The sequence below is a fragment of the Micromonospora okii genome (assembly GCF_020884795.1).
GTDB lineage: Bacteria > Actinomycetota > Actinomycetes > Mycobacteriales > Micromonosporaceae > Micromonospora > Micromonospora okii.
This window is the reverse complement of sequence record NZ_BBZF01000031.1, coordinates 23,164-37,096: the sequence shown is the minus strand read 5'-3', so window position 1 is coordinate 37,096 and position 13,933 is coordinate 23,164. Positions and strand designations below refer to the sequence as shown.

The following is a 13,933-nucleotide window of genomic DNA, read 5'->3' as shown; positions in this document are numbered from 1 at the left end:
AATCCGGTAGGCACACCACCTGCCGGAGCGTGATCACGTCTCGCTGATCCGTAGATCTGACGACGGTTCCCGGGCAGGCCATCACGAGTGGCCAAACCGTGGGGAACGATGGAGGCCACGGTGTCCGACGAGGGACCCTCCCGGGAAGGGCCGGCCACCTTCCGTGAGGTGTTCGCCCAGCGGGAGTACCGGGCGGTCTTCACCGCCAGTGCGCTCTCCTGGATCGGCGACTTCGTCGCCAAGGCGGCGGTCACGGTCCTGGTCTACCGGGACACGCAGTCGGTGGGCTACTCCGCCGCCGCCTTCGCGGTCAGCTTCCTGCCCTGGCTGATCGGCGGCCCGCTGCTGGCCACGCTGGCCGAGCGGTACCGCTACCGGTCGGTGATGGTGGCCTGCGACCTGATCCGGATGACGCTGATGGTGCTGGTCGCCATCCCGGGCAACGAGCCCTGGCTGATCCTCTGCCTGCTCTTCGCGACCACCCTGGCCAACCCGCCGAGCCAGGCCGCCCGGTCGGCGCTGATGCCGCTGATCCTGACCGGCGACCGGCTGGTGGTCGGGCTCTCCCTCAACAGCAGCACCGGGCAGGCCGCCCAGGTGCTCGGCTACCTCGTCGGCGCCGCCCTCGCCGCGGTCGATCCGACGGCCGCCCTGCTGGTCAACGCCGCGACGTTCGCCGTCTCGGCGGCCCTGGTCCGCTTCGGCGTCGCCGACCGGCCGCCGGCGATGACCAGCGCCCACCGCAGCCACCTGCTGCGGGAGACCGGCGAGGGCTTCCGGATCGTCTTCGGCACCCCGGTCCTGCGGGCCATCGCCCTGCTGGTCTTCAGCGGCATGCTCTTCTCGATCGTGCCGGAGGGGCTGGCCGCCGCCTGGGCCCGGGAGGGCACGAGCGGCAGCATGGACACCGGAACGGCCCAGGCCGTCATCATGGCGGCCAACCCGGTCGGCTTCATCCTCGGCGGGCTGCTGATCAGCCGGGCGGTCGCCCCGGCCCGCCGGCTGGTGCTGATCCGGCCGCTGGCGGTGCTCGCGCCGCTGGTCCTGGTGCCGTCGCTGTTCGACCCGCCGCCGCTGGTGGTGGCCCTGCTCGCCGGCCTCTGCGGCTTCGCGGTCGCCGGGCTGCTCCCGGTCGCCAACGGCCTCTTCGTCCGGGCGCTGCCGAACGGCTACCGCGCCCGCGCCTTCGGGGTGATGGCCACCGGGCTCCAGGTCATCCAGGGCCTCGCCGTGCTGGCCACCGGGCTGCTCGCCGAGCGGTTCCCGATCCCGGCGGTGGTCGGCTGGTGGAGCGCGGCGGGCGTGTTGCTGATGCTGGCCGGCGCGGCCCGCTGGCCCAGCCGGGCGGCGATCGACGCGGCGATCGAGGCCGCCGGCAACGCCACCCCGACCGGTCGGGGCGTCGACCGGGGCCACCCGCGACCGGCAGCGCCGGGCGACGAGCAGAGGGGCGACGAGGAGGCGGGCGGTGTGCCGGGCGAGCACGGGCGGCCCAGCCACGCGGTCGGCTGACCGCTGCCCCACCCGGCGGCACGGCGCCCCGGCCGCCGGGGTGTGACGAGGACGGCACCCGGCCCCTGCCGGTGCCCCCCGACGCCGCCGGCCACACCTGGCAGGATGGAACGGTGAATCCCGCAGGAGAGTCCGAGCGCCCCGTGACCCTCTTCGAGGCGGTCGGCGGCGAACCCACCTTCCGCAAGTTGGTGGACGAGTTCTACGCCGGCGTCGCCACCGACCCGCTGCTGCGGCCGATGTACCCGGAGGAGGACCTGGGCCCCGCGGCGGACCGGCTGACGCTCTTCCTCATGCAGTACTGGGGCGGCCCCCGCACGTACTCGACGCAGCGGGGGCATCCCCGGCTGCGGATGCGGCACGCCCCGTACCGGATCGGCGCGGCCGAGCGCGACGCCTGGCTGCTGCACATGCGCCGGGCCGTCGACCGGCTGGACCTGCCGCCGGAGATCGCCACCGCGCTCTGGGACTACCTGGAGCGCGCCGCGTACTTCATGGTCAACGCGATGGAGGACCCGGCCTGACCGCGCCCGGGCCGCCGTCGGGCGACCCGGGCGCGGCGACGCGGATCACCAGGCCGGCCCCGGTCGGGTGCCGGCCCGCGGCCGAGCGGCCGGCACCGGATCACCAGGTGGCCCCGGTCGGTGCCGGCCGGCCCAGCGGCCGGCACCGGCGGTCGGGGCCGTCACCCGGATCAGAGCAGGGCGCCCTCGTCGTGCAGCCAGTCCACGAACGTGGTGGCCACCGCCGCCCCGCAGTCGAGCATCTCCACCAGCAGCGCGTCGTGCGCCCCGGCCCCGAGCGGCACCTGGAGCTCGGCGTAGATGGGTAGCTGACCCCGCTCGGTGGGGTCGCCGACGTATGCCTTGCAGAACCGTCGAGTGTGGTTCCACTCGTTGACCACCCGGTACGCCCGGTCGGCCCAGTCGGGTGGGACCGTCGCGTGTGGACGGGCCCGCATCACCAGGATCTCGTCCTCCGGCCCCTCCAGCGTGACCAGCACCGCGTGCCGCTCCCACATGGCCAGCAGGTTGCCGTCGCCGTCTGCCAGGTAGCGCACGTCCAGCAGGTCGAGCGCGTCGCAGACCCGGCGCAGGGTGACCGGCTCCACGGTGGCCGACATGTCCGCGATCATCGGACGGTCGGTTGCCGGGCATTCGTCGTCGCCCGGCTGACGTGGGGCCGGTGGTCCGACCCGGACGGTGCTGTCCACTGTGATCCCGCTTCGAGTTTCCGGTTCGCCGCCGACGGCGGGACCGGGGCGCCATGACCACCACGGCATCGCTCGCGCACCTCACTCCCCAGCGGATCCACACGCCTACGGTGCGTTGGATCCGAGGAAGGACGGTACCCGGACAGCCGGGCTGAGGCATCCCCCCAACGGCAGCACCAGCCTAGAAGGACGAACCGGGGTCATACTTTCGGCTGAATTCCGAGCGGCGTCACGGCAAGTTTCGACACCTTCTGCGACCACACGGCTCCGTATGGTCCCACCAGGCCGACCCATTGGCCGGCGACCCGCACCTGGACGTCACCGCCGAAGCCCGCCGCGACGGCCGAATCGGCCGAAGCCACGGCAGTCGGGTCCACGGCGGGCGGGGTCACGGCGGGCGGGGTCACAGCGGGCGGGGTCACGGCGGGCGGGTCGGCGTCGCCGGGGCGACCGAGGAAGCCCATCCGAATCACGCCCTGGACCACGCGCTGGGTGATCTCGACCGGCGGGCCGGGCGGATCCTCCGGGGTCACCACCACCGCCACGTGGTCGAGCAGGGCGTCGCGCAGCGCCCGCTGGCCCACCGCCCGGCCGGCCACCCCGTGCGCGGCGGCCTCCCGCAGCGCGCCGGCCGCCGCCTCGGCGATCCGCCACAGCTCCCCGGCCGGCAGCAGCTCCACCGGCCGGCTCGCGGGCGGCGGCAGGGGCCACCGCCACTGCGCGTCCCGCCGGGCCGGCAGGGCGTCCTCGCCGGCCGCCAGCCCGGCCAGCAGCTCCCGGGCCGGGACCGTCGCGTCGCCGCACCCCGCGCCGGCCACCGTCCGCACGGCCAGCACGCCCCACGGCAGCCGGGCCCAGAGGGCGGTGCGGGCGGCGGGGCCGCCCGGGGACGCCGGGGCCCCGGGGGCCCGCGCGTCCGGGGCAGCCGGCGGGCTCGCCGGGCGCAGCCGGACCAGCGCGGCCGGGTCGAGGCGGACCAGCCGGGCCAGGAACGCCCCGGCGTCGGCCACCCCGGTCAGGCCGTGCCCGCCCGCCGGGCCGGGGCCCTGCGGGACGGCCGGGGCCGCGCTCACGCCGGCCCGCCGACCGTCGGGGCGTACGAAAGCAGGAAGGCGCGCTCGTCGTCGCTGATCCGCCGGGGCCGCTTGGCGGCCAGGTCGAACGGGACCAGCACCGAGCGGGCGGTGCTGGCCAGCACGTCGCCGTCGTACAGCTCGTAGGCCACGGTGAACCGGGCGGCCCGGATCTCCTCGACCCAGAGCTCGATCCGGACGGTGGGGGCGGCCTCCGCGGTGGCCCGGCCCAGGGCGTAGTCGACCGGGCGCAGGTAGTCGACCTCGTGCCGGCGGATGACCACACCGTCGGCGAACGAGCCCACCCCCCACGCCCGGCCACCGGCGAACATCAGCGCCACCCGCGCCTCCTCGTACAGGGTGAGGAAGCGCGAGTTGTTGACGTGGCCGTACGCGTCCAGGTCGGACCAGCGCAGCGTGCAGTGGTAGATGAAGCGGTCTGCCATGCTCAGTCGCGGGTGAGCTTGCGGTAGGTCACCCGGTGCGGCCGGGCCGCCTCGGCGCCGAGCCGGTCGATCTTGTTCTTCTCGTACGCCTCGAAGTTGCCCTCGAACCAGAACCACTTCGCCGGGTTCTCGTCGTCGCCCTCCCAGGCCAGGATGTGCGTGGCGACCCGGTCGAGGAACATCCGGTCGTGGGAGATGACCACGGCGCAGCCGGGGAACTCCAGCAACGCGTTCTCCAGGCTGGAGAGGGTCTCCACGTCCAGGTCGTTGGTCGGCTCGTCGAGCAGGATGACGTTGCCGCCGATCTTCAGCGTCAGCGCCAGGTTGAGCCGGTTGCGCTCGCCGCCGGAGAGCACCTTGGTCGGCTTCTGCTGGTCCGGCCCCTTGAAGCCGAACGCCGCGATGTACGCCCGCGACGGCATCTCGACCTTGCCCACCATGAGGTAGTCCAGGCCGTCGGAGACGACCTCCCAGACGGTCTTGTCGCCGTCGAGGCCCTGCCGGTTCTGGTCGACGTACGACAGCGAGACGGTGGGGCCGACCCGGACCTCGCCGCCGGTCGGCTGCTCCAGCCCGACGATGGTCTTGAACAGCGTGGTCTTGCCGACGCCGTTGGGGCCGATGATGCCGACGATGCCGTTGCGCGGCAGCGAGAACGACAGGTTGTCGATCAGCAGCCGGTCGCCGAAGCCCTTGCTCAGGTTCTGCGCCTCGATCACCGTGCTGCCCAGGCGCGGGCCCGGCGGAATCTGGATCTCCTCGAAGTCGAGCTTGCGGGTCTTCTCCGCCTCGGTGGCCATCTCGTCGTACCGGTCGAGTCGGGCCTTGGACTTGGTCTGCCGCGCCTTGGCGTTGGAGCGGACCCACTCCAGCTCCTCGGTGAGGCGCTTCTTCATCTTGGCGTCGCGGCGCCCCTCGACGGCGAGCCGGGCGGCCTTCTTCTCCAGGTAGGTGGAGTAGTTGCCCTCGTAGCCGATGGCCCGGCCGCGGTCCAGCTCCAGGATCCAGCCGGCCACCTTGTCCAGGAAGTACCGGTCGTGGGTGATCGCCATGACGGTGCCCGCGTACTTGGCCAGGTGCTGCTCCAGCCAGGAGACGCTCTCCGCGTCCAGGTGGTTGGTGGGCTCGTCGAGCAGCAGCAGGTCCGGGGCCTCCAGCAGCAGCTTGCACAGCGCCACCCGGCGGCGCTCGCCGCCGGAGAGCTGGGTGACGTCGGCGTCCGGCGGCGGGCAGCGCAGCGCGTCCATCGCCAGTTCGAGCTTGGAGTCGATGTCCCAGGCGTCGAGGTGGTCCAACTCCTCCTGGAGCCGCCCCATCTCCTCCATCAGCTCGTCGGAGTAGTCGGTGGCCATCTGCTCGGCGATCTTGTTGAACCGCTCCAGCTTGGCCTTGGTCTCCGCGACCGCCTCCTCGACGTTGCCGAGCACGGTCTTGGCGTCGTTGAGCGGGGGCTCCTGGGCGAGCATGCCGACGGTGTAGCCGGGCATCAGCCGGGCCTCGCCGTTGCTCGGCCGGTCCAGCCCTGCCATGATCTTGAGTAGGCTGGACTTACCCGCGCCGTTCGGGCCGACCACACCGATCTTGGCCCCCGGCAGGAAGCTCAGCGTCACGTTGTCGAGCACGACCTTGTCGCCGTGCGCCTTGCGCGCCTTTTCCAGGACGTAGATGTACTGGGCCACGGTGCGGGCTACCTCCGTAGGTTGCTGATCTGGAAGCTTGCGGATTCAGGACGGGCGGATCGTTCGGGCTTGCGGGCGCGGCCGGCCTGGGCCGCTCGCCGCCGGCCGCTCGCCGCCACCGGCGGGGGCCGGCCGCCACGCACGCCGTCGTCAATCCTGACAGGTACGCCGGGCTACGCCCACATCACCCCGCCCGTCGCCCCCCTCGGCGGGCCGCCTCGCGCCGAGGCGGGCCGGTCCCGCCGACCACCGGTCTCCGGCCGGGCCCGACCGGGTGATCACCTTCACGATTCGGCCAGCGTGGGACGGGTAGGTGACTCCGTCACGGGGTGCCAGGAGCCGCAGATACGCTCAGTACTCTCATGCGGTGGACCCGTCAGCAACCGGAGGTGGCCGATCGTGACCGTCCGCAGTTCCTTTGTCGTAGTGGCGAACCGACTTCCCGTCGACGAGGTGAACACCCCCGACGGACGGCAGTGGCGCCGCAGCCCCGGCGGGCTGGTCACCGCGCTGCACCCCGTCCTCGCCGAGCACCAGGGGACCTGGGTGGGCTGGGCCGGCGGCACCGGGGCCGCCCCCGAGCCGTTCGACCTGGAGGGGATCCGGCTGCATCCCGTGCCGCTGAGCGCGGAAGAGCTCGAACGCTACTACGAGGGTCAGTCGAACGCCACGATCTGGCCGCTCTACCACGACGCGGTGGAGACCCCGGCGTACAAGCGCCGCTGGCGCGAGGCGTACCGGCTGGTCAACGCCCGCTTCGCGGAGGCGGCGGCGGAGGTCGCGGCCGAGGGCGCGACGGTCTGGGTGCAGGACTACCAGCTCCAGCTCGTCCCCGCGATGCTCCGCGAGCTGCGGCCCGACCTGCGGATCGGTTTCTTCCTGCACATCCCGTTCCCGCCGATCGAGCTGTTCATGCAGATGCCGTTCCGCACGGAGATCCTGCGCGGCCTGCTCGGCGCGGACCTCGTCGGCTTCCAGCAGCGGCTGGCCGCGCAGAACTTCGTCCGGCTGGCCCGGCACCTGCTCGGGCTGCGCTACGAGGGCCAGATGATCCAGGTCGACGGCCGCCAGGTGAAGGCGGGCGCGTTCCCCATCTCCATCGACACCCAGGAGATGGAGCGGCTGGCCGAGGACCCGGCGATCCAGGCCCGCGCCAAGCAGATCCGCGAGGAGCTGGGCAACCCGAAGACGATCATCCTGGGCGTGGACCGGCTCGACTACACCAAGGGCATCGAGCTACGTCTCAAGGCCTTCCGGGAGCTGCTCTCTGACGGAAAGTTGACAGTTCCCGACGCGGTCATGGTGCAGGTCGCCACGCCGAGCCGCGAGCGGGTGGAGCACTACCAGGCGCTACGCGTCAAGGTCGAACGTGAAGTTGGCCGTATTAATGGCGAATACGGAAGAGTGGGCGTGCCTGCGGTGCACTACCTCCATCAGTCGTACAGTCGCAGGGAACTCGCGGCAATGTATGTTGCCGCCGACGTGATGATGGTGACCCCCCTTCGAGACGGAATGAATCTGGTGGCCAAGGAGTACGTGGCATCGCGCGCCGACCAGGGCGGCGCGCTCGTGCTCAGTGAGTTCGCCGGCGCCGCGACCGAGCTGCGCCAGGCGTTTCTGTGTAACCCGCACGACCCCGACGCCGTCAAGGACGCGCTGCTGCGGGCCGTGCACGTGGAAAAGTCCGAAGCCCGCCGCCGTATGCGGACCATGCAGCGGCACCTGCGCACCCACGACGTGGGGCACTGGGCGAAGTCGTTCCTCACCGAGCTCGGTGTGCCTGATTCGGAGGCTGCGTGAACACGTCCGTCCAAGACGGGGCAGCCCCGGCCGCAGGGGTGCTGGACCCGGAGCTGCGCGCCGCCATCGGGCGCATCGCCCGGGTGCCGCAGCTCCTCGTCGCCTGCGACTACGACGGCACCCTCGCGCCGATCGTGGAGGACCCGAGCAAGGCCGTGCCGCTGCCCGAGTCGGTCGCGGCCGTCCGCGCGCTCGCCGCGCTCCCCCAGACCACCGTCGCGGTGGTCTCCGGCCGGGCGCTGCGCGACCTGGCCGCGCTCTCCCGGCTGCCCAGCGAGGTCCACCTCGTCGGCAGCCACGGCTCCGAGTTCGACATCGGCTTCGTCGAGCGGCTCTCCCCCGAGCTGGTCGCCGTGCGGACCCGGCTGCGCGACGCGCTGCGCGAGATCGCCAACGCCCACCCCGGCGTCCGGCTGGAGCGCAAGCCCGCCAGCGTCGCCGTGCACACCCGCGGGGTCGACCCGCAGGTCGCCGCGGCGGCCGTGGAGGCGGTCCGCAGCGGCCCCGCCACCTGGGACGGCGTGACCGTCACCCAGGGCAAGGAGGTCATCGAGCTCTCCGTGGTGGCCACCCACAAGGGCACCGCCGTCGACCAGCTCCGCACCCAGCTCTCGGCCAGCGCCGTGCTGTTCATCGGCGACGACGTCACCGACGAGAACGCCTTCGGCAACCTGCACGGGCCGGACATGGGCATCAAGATCGGCCTCGGCGAGACGAAGGCGGACTACCGGGTCGCCGAGCCGATCGAGGCCGCGCGCGCCCTGGGCCTGCTGCTGGAGACCCGGCGGCACTGGCTCTTCGGCGAGCGGGCCGTGCCGATCGAGCGGCACTCGATGCTGGCCAACGGCCGTACCGTCGCGCTGCTCACCCCCGAGGCCAAGGTCACCTGGCTCTGCCACCCCAAGCCCGACTCGGCGGCGATCTTCGCCGACCTGGTCGGCGGCAGCCCCGCCGGGCACTTCAGCGTCTCCCCCGAGCGGGGCGGCATCCCGCTCGGCCAGCGCTACCGCTCCGGCACCATGACGGTGGAGACCCGCTGGTCCGGCCTCACCGTCACCGACTGGCTCGACAAGCCGGCCCGGGAGACCACCCCCGACGGCCCGGCGATCGTCACCGGCGACTCGACGCTGGTGCGGGTGCTCGCCGGCTCCGGCCGGGTCCGGGTGGAGTTCGCCCCCCGGCCCGAGTTCGGCCAGGTGGCCACGCAGCTCCAGCCGACCGGCGACGGGCTGCTGGTGCTCGGCTCCAACGAGCCGGTCGCGCTCTACTCCCCCGGGGTCGAGTGGCAGGTCAGCAACGACGGCGGGTACGAGACGGCCAAGGCCGTCGTCGACCTCTCCGCCGCCAGCGGGCAGGTGGTGCTGGAGCTGCGCTTCGGCACGCACAGCCTGGAGCACCACCGGGTGCCGGTGCACGAGCGGCAGGCCGCCGCCGAGCAGCCGTGGAAGGACTGGGTGGCCTCGCTGCGGCTGCCCAGCACCGCCCGGGACCTGGTGGTCCGCAGCGCGCTCACCCTGCGCGGGCTCTGCCACGAGGCGACCGGCTCGATCCTCGCCGCCGCGACCACCTCGCTCCCCGAGGAGCTGGGCGGCGTCCGCAACTGGGACTACCGGTACTGCTGGCTGCGCGACGCGTCGATGACCGCGCGGGCGCTGGTCGACCTCGGCTCGATCGAGGAGGCCGAGGCGCTGCTGCGCTGGGTGGACGGCTGCATCGAGCGCACGGGCGGCCACCCCGAGCGGCTGCACCCGCTCTACACGGTCGACGGGTACGAGCTGGGCGCCGAGGCCGTCATCGACACCCTGCCCGGGTACGCCGGCTCCCGGCCCGTCCGGGTCGGCAACCTCGCCAACCACCAGCTCCAGCTCGACGTCTTCGGCCCGATCGCCGACCTGATCGCCGCCGTCGCCGACGCCCGGGGCTCGGTCCGCGACGACGAGTGGCGGGTGCTGGAGAACATGGTCGAGGCGGTCCGCCGCCGCTGGCACGAGCCCGACCACGGCATCTGGGAGGCCCGCCTCCCCCCGCGGCACCACATCTTCTCGAAGGTGATGTGCTGGATGACCGTCGACCGGGCGCTGCACGTGGTGCGGCAGCACAGCGGCGAGGACCGGCCGGAGTGGGTGGAGCTGCGCGACCGGATCGGCGCCAACGTGCTGGAGTACGGCTGGCACTCCGACGTGGAGGCGTACAGCGTCGCGTACGGGGACGAGGACATGGACGCCTCGTCGCTCTGGATCGGCCTGTCGGGCCTGCTCCCGGGCGACGACCCGCGCTTCCTCTCCACCGTCCTGCGCATCGAGGCGGACCTGCGCAGCGGCCCGGTCGTCTACCGGTACCACTGGGACGACGGCCTGCCGGGGCGCGAGGGCGGCTTCCACATCTGCACGGCGTGGCTGATCGAGGCGTACCTGCGCACCGGCCGGCGCACCGACGCCGAGGAGCTGTTCGCCCAGATGATCGACACGGCGGGCCCGACGGGGCTGCTCCCCGAGCAGTACGACCCGCTGGCCGAGCGCGGGCTGGGCAACCACCCGCAGGCGTACAGCCACCTCGGCCTGATCCGCTGCGCCCTGCTGCTGGAGAACATGCTCAAGCAGTGACCGAGGTGTAAGGAAGGGCCCCCTGTTAACGCTTTCGGTATAGCAGGGGGCCCTTCTTGACACCCGGCCCGGCGGGCCGCCGTCGGCGGGCGAGGTGCCGGCCCGGTCAGGCGCCGGGTCGGGCCGACACAGGCAGCAGTCCGGGCAGCCGCCGGAGCGGTCAGGCGTCGAGCTTTCCCACCACGTCGCCGACGACCACCACCGCCGGCGGCCGGAAGCCCTCGGCGGCCACGTCGGCGGCCACCGCGCCGAGCGTCGAGCGGAGCACCCGCTGCCCGCCGGTCGTCCCCTCCTGCACGACCGCCGCCGGAGTCGCGGCGCGACGGCCGTGGGCCAGCAGGGTCGCGGTGATCGCGGCCAGGTTCTTCAGCCCCATCAGGATCACCAGCGTGCCGCGCAGCCGGGCGAGGGCGTCCCAGCGCACCAGCGAGTCGGGCGAGTCGGGCGCGACGTGCCCGGAGACCACGGTGAACTCGTGCGCCACCGCGCGGTGGGTGACCGGGATGCCGGCCGCCGCCGGGGCGGCCACGGAACTGGTCACCCCGGGCACCACGGTCACCGGCACCCCGGCCGCCGCGCAGGCCAGCAGCTCCTCGCCGCCTCGACCGAAGACGTACGGGTCGCCGCCCTTGAGCCGGACCACGAAGGCCCCGGCCAGGGCCCGGTCGACGAGGATGCGGTTGATCTCCTCCTGGCTGCGGGACGGCCCGTAGGGGATCTTCGAGGCGTCGACCAGCTCGACGCCCGCGCGCAGCTCGTCGAGGAGCAGCCCGGGCACGAGGCGGTCGGCGACCACCACGTCGGCCTCGGTGAGCAGCCGCCACCCCTTCACGGTGATCAGCTCCGGGTCGCCCGGCCCGGCCCCGACCAGCGCCACCCGTCCGGGCGCGCGGCCGGCGTCGGGCGCGCGCTGCCCGAAGCTGTTAGGAAGGGGCCCTTCCTCTACCGAATCCGTTAACAAGGTGCCCTTCCTTGCACCGAGGAGGGTGCGGATGGCGTCGCGGGTCGACATGGCGCGGCGGGGGTCGCCGCCGCCGAGGACCGCGACCGTCACCGGGCCGTGCCGGGTGACCGCCGGAGTCCAGGCGGTGGCGGCGGTCCGGTCGTCGGCGCGGACGCAGAAGATCCGGCGCTCGGCGGCGGCGGCGCTGACCGACGCGGCGGCCACCGGGTCGTCCAGGACCGCCTGGACCAGCCACGCCCCGTCGAGGTCGTCGGGGACGAAGCGGCGCGGCTCCCAGCGCAGCCGCCCGGCGTCGGCGTGGGCGCGCAGCGCAGGGGTCAGCTCCGGGGAGACCAGCAGGACGTCCGCGCCGGCGTCGAGCAGCGCCGGCACCCGCCGGGTGGCCACCGTTCCCCCGCCCACCACGACCACCCGCAGCCCGGCCAGCCGCAACCCCAGCGGGTACGGGTTGGCGTCGCTCACTTCTCGGCCACCCCCGCCGAGTCGAACGTCGCCACCTCGTGCAGCACCCGGACCGCGCCGGTGACCACCGGCAGGGCCAGCAGCGCGCCGGTGCCCTCGCCGAGGCGCAGCCCGAGGTCGAGCAGCGGGTCGAGCCCGAGGTGGCGCAGCGCGGCCGTCGCGCCCGGTTCGGCGGAGCGGTGCCCGGCGACCATCGCGCCCACGGCGTCCGGGGCGAACGCGGCGGCGGCGAGCGCGGCGCTGACCGCGATCACCCCGTCGAGCAGCACCGGCACCCGGCGGGCGGCGGCGCCGAGGATCAGCCCGGCGAGCGCGGCGTGTTCCAGGCCGCCGACGGCGGCGAGCACGCCCAGCGGGTCGGCCGGGTCGGGGGCGTGCCGGGCCAGCGCGGCCCGGACCACGTCGATCTTCCGCGCGTACGTGGGGTCGTCCACCCCGGTGCCCCGGCCCGTCGCGGCGGCCGGGTCGACGCGGGCGAACGCGGCGATCAGGGCTGCGGCCGGGGTGGTGTTGCCGATGCCCATGTCCCCGGTGAGCAGGATGCGGGCCCCGGCGTCGACCAGTTCGCCGGCGACGCGGATGCCGACCTCGACGGCGGCGCGGGCCTCGTCGCGGGTCAGGGCGGCGGTGACCGTCAGGTCGCGGGTGCCGCGCCGCACGTTCGCCGCCAGGAGGCGGGGGCCGCCGACCACCTCCGGCGGGGCGGGCGGCAGCGCGGTGGCGACGCCCACGTCGACGACGGTGACCGACGCGCCGGCCTGCCGGGCGAACGCGTTGACCACCGCCCCGCCGGCCAGGAAGTTGCCGATCATCTGCGCGGTGACCTCCTGCGGCCAGGGGGTCACGCCCTGGGCGTGCACGCCGTGGTCGCCCGCGAAGATCGCCACCGCGGCCGGCTCGGGCAGCGGCGGCGGGCAGGCCCCGGCCAGCCCGGCGAGGCGTACGGAGAGTTCCTCCAGGGCGCCGAGCGAGCCTGCGGGCTTGGTGAGCCGGCCGTGGAGTTCCCCGGCGGCGACCATCGCCGGCTCGTCGGGCGGCCGGATCGCCGCGATCGTGGACTCGATCATCTTGCCTCCAGGGTCTGCGCCAGTGCCTCGGTGAACGCGTCGGTGGTGGCCCGGTCGCGCACGGCCACCCGCAGCCAGTCGGGCCCGAGGCCGGGGAAGGTGTCGCCCCGGCGTACCGCCCAGCCGCGCTTGCGCAGGCGTTCCCGCACCTCGGCCGCGCCGGGGCGGTGGAGCAGGACGAACGCGCTGGCCGGGCGGCCGGCGACGCGTACCCCGGGCAGGGCCGACAGGCGGGTGACCAGGTGGTCGCGGTCGGCGGCCAGCTCGGCGGCGATGGCGCGCTCGGCCGCGACGGCGGCCGGCGACGCGCAGGCGGTGGCGGCGGCGAGCGCGGGGGTGGAGACGGCCCAGAGCGGCTGGGCGGCGGCGAGGCGGGCGAGCAGCGCGGCCTCGCCGAGCAGGTAGCCGATGCGCAGGCCGGCGAGGCCCCAGGTCTTGGTGAGGCTGCGCACCACGACCAGGCCGGGCAGGTCCCGCCGGGCGGCCAGGGACTCCGGCTCGCCGGCGACGCCCGGCGCGGCGGTGGTGTCGGCGAACGCCTCGTCGACGACGAGGACGCGGCCGGGGCGGGCCAGCGCGGCGAGGCCGGCGGCCGGGTGCAGGACGGAGGTGGGGTTGGTCGGGTTGCCGACCATGACGAGGTCGGCGTCGGCGGGCACCCGCGCCGGGTCGAGCCGGAAGTCCTCGGCCGGGTCGAGCAGCACCCGCTCGACGGCGTGCCCGGCGGCCCGCAGCGCGGCCTCGGGCTCCGTGAACTGGGGGTGCACGACCACCGGCCGGCGCGCCCCGGTCAGGGCGCGGGCGAGCAGCACGAACCCCTCGGCCGCCCCGGCGGTGAGGAGTACCTCCTCCGGGGGACGGCCGTGCCGGGCGGCGACGGCGGCGCGGGCGGGCCGGGGGTCCGGGTACGCGGCCAGCTCGCCCAGCGCGGCGGTGATCGGCGCGGCCAGCCACGCCGGCATCGGGGCCCGGCGGACGTTGACCGCGAGGTCGACCAGGCCCGGGGCGACCTCGGCGTCGCCGTGGTGGCCGAGGTCCGGCGCGAGCGGAGCAGACATGCCCGCGATCCTGCCGGGAAGCCGCCGCGCGGGACAACGCGGCCCGGCGTGGGCCG

The 13,933-nt window shown here is 74.4% G+C and carries 11 protein-coding genes; 4 read left to right on the top strand and 7 right to left on the bottom strand.

What is annotated here, in order from left to right:
- Nucleotides 1-108 precede the first annotated feature (108 nt).
- Nucleotides 109-1,512 (top strand): MFS transporter, encoded by a 1,404-nt coding sequence (locus tag LPU43_RS27635; protein WP_229403483.1) that lies wholly within the window; start codon nt 109-111, stop codon nt 1,510-1,512.
- Nucleotides 1,513-1,625: 113 nt separating this feature from the next.
- On the top strand, nt 1,626-2,036 hold the full coding sequence (locus tag LPU43_RS27630) for a globin (RefSeq protein ID WP_229403482.1): 411 nt from the start codon (nt 1,626-1,628) through the stop codon (nt 2,034-2,036).
- A 170-nt stretch (nt 2,037-2,206) separates the two neighbouring features.
- Here the strand turns inward: LPU43_RS27630 and LPU43_RS27625 are convergent, their stop codons facing one another.
- The 4 genes from LPU43_RS27625 to ettA all read right to left on the bottom strand — a co-directional run bounded on the left by LPU43_RS27625 (nt 2,207) and on the right by ettA (nt 5,923).
- Nucleotides 2,207-2,794 carry a type III secretion system chaperone family protein gene (locus LPU43_RS27625; protein ID WP_229403481.1) on the bottom strand — a complete coding sequence of 196 codons (588 nt, stop codon included), beginning with the start codon at nt 2,792-2,794 and terminating at the stop codon, nt 2,207-2,209.
- Between the two features lie 131 nt (nt 2,795-2,925).
- Nucleotides 2,926-3,798, bottom strand: coding sequence for a DUF8185 domain-containing protein (locus tag LPU43_RS27620; protein WP_229403480.1), 873 nt, complete (start codon nt 3,796-3,798; stop codon nt 2,926-2,928).
- A complete protein-coding gene (locus LPU43_RS27615; RefSeq protein ID WP_229403479.1) occupies nt 3,795-4,244 on the bottom strand; it encodes an acyl-CoA thioesterase in 450 nt (149 codons plus the stop codon). Before LPU43_RS27615 ends, LPU43_RS27620 begins: the two co-directional genes overlap by 4 nt.
- Before the next feature lie 2 nt (nt 4,245-4,246).
- Nucleotides 4,247-5,923, bottom strand: coding sequence for an energy-dependent translational throttle protein EttA (ettA, locus tag LPU43_RS27610; RefSeq protein ID WP_229403478.1), 1,677 nt, complete (start codon nt 5,921-5,923; stop codon nt 4,247-4,249).
- 399 nt (nt 5,924-6,322) lie between these two features.
- Here ettA and LPU43_RS27605 point away from each other — a divergent pair, with 399 nt between their 5' ends.
- Both LPU43_RS27605 and otsB read left to right on the top strand, forming a co-directional pair.
- Entirely contained in the window at nt 6,323-7,723 is a 1,401-nt protein-coding gene (locus tag LPU43_RS27605; RefSeq protein ID WP_229403477.1) for an alpha,alpha-trehalose-phosphate synthase (UDP-forming), read from the top strand.
- Entirely contained in the window at nt 7,720-10,326 is a 2,607-nt protein-coding gene (gene otsB, locus LPU43_RS27600) for a trehalose-phosphatase (RefSeq protein ID WP_229403476.1), read from the top strand. The genes LPU43_RS27605 and otsB overlap by 4 nt, the downstream gene beginning before the upstream one ends.
- Before the next feature lie 160 nt (nt 10,327-10,486).
- Here the strand turns inward: otsB and cobA are convergent, their stop codons facing one another.
- From cobA to cobC, 3 genes are read right to left on the bottom strand one after another with little or no spacing between them, the layout of a single operon-like run.
- Nucleotides 10,487-11,752 (bottom strand): uroporphyrinogen-III C-methyltransferase, encoded by a 1,266-nt coding sequence (cobA, locus tag LPU43_RS27595; protein ID WP_229403475.1) that lies wholly within the window; start codon nt 11,750-11,752, stop codon nt 10,487-10,489.
- A complete protein-coding gene (gene cobT / locus LPU43_RS27590; protein ID WP_229403474.1) occupies nt 11,749-12,819 on the bottom strand; it encodes a nicotinate-nucleotide--dimethylbenzimidazole phosphoribosyltransferase in 1,071 nt (356 codons plus the stop codon). Before cobT ends, cobA begins: the two co-directional genes overlap by 4 nt.
- Entirely contained in the window at nt 12,816-13,877 is a 1,062-nt protein-coding gene (cobC, locus tag LPU43_RS27585) for an Rv2231c family histidinol phosphate aminotransferase CobC (protein WP_229403473.1), read from the bottom strand. Before cobC ends, cobT begins: the two co-directional genes overlap by 4 nt.
- Nucleotides 13,878-13,933: the final 56 nt, after the last annotated feature.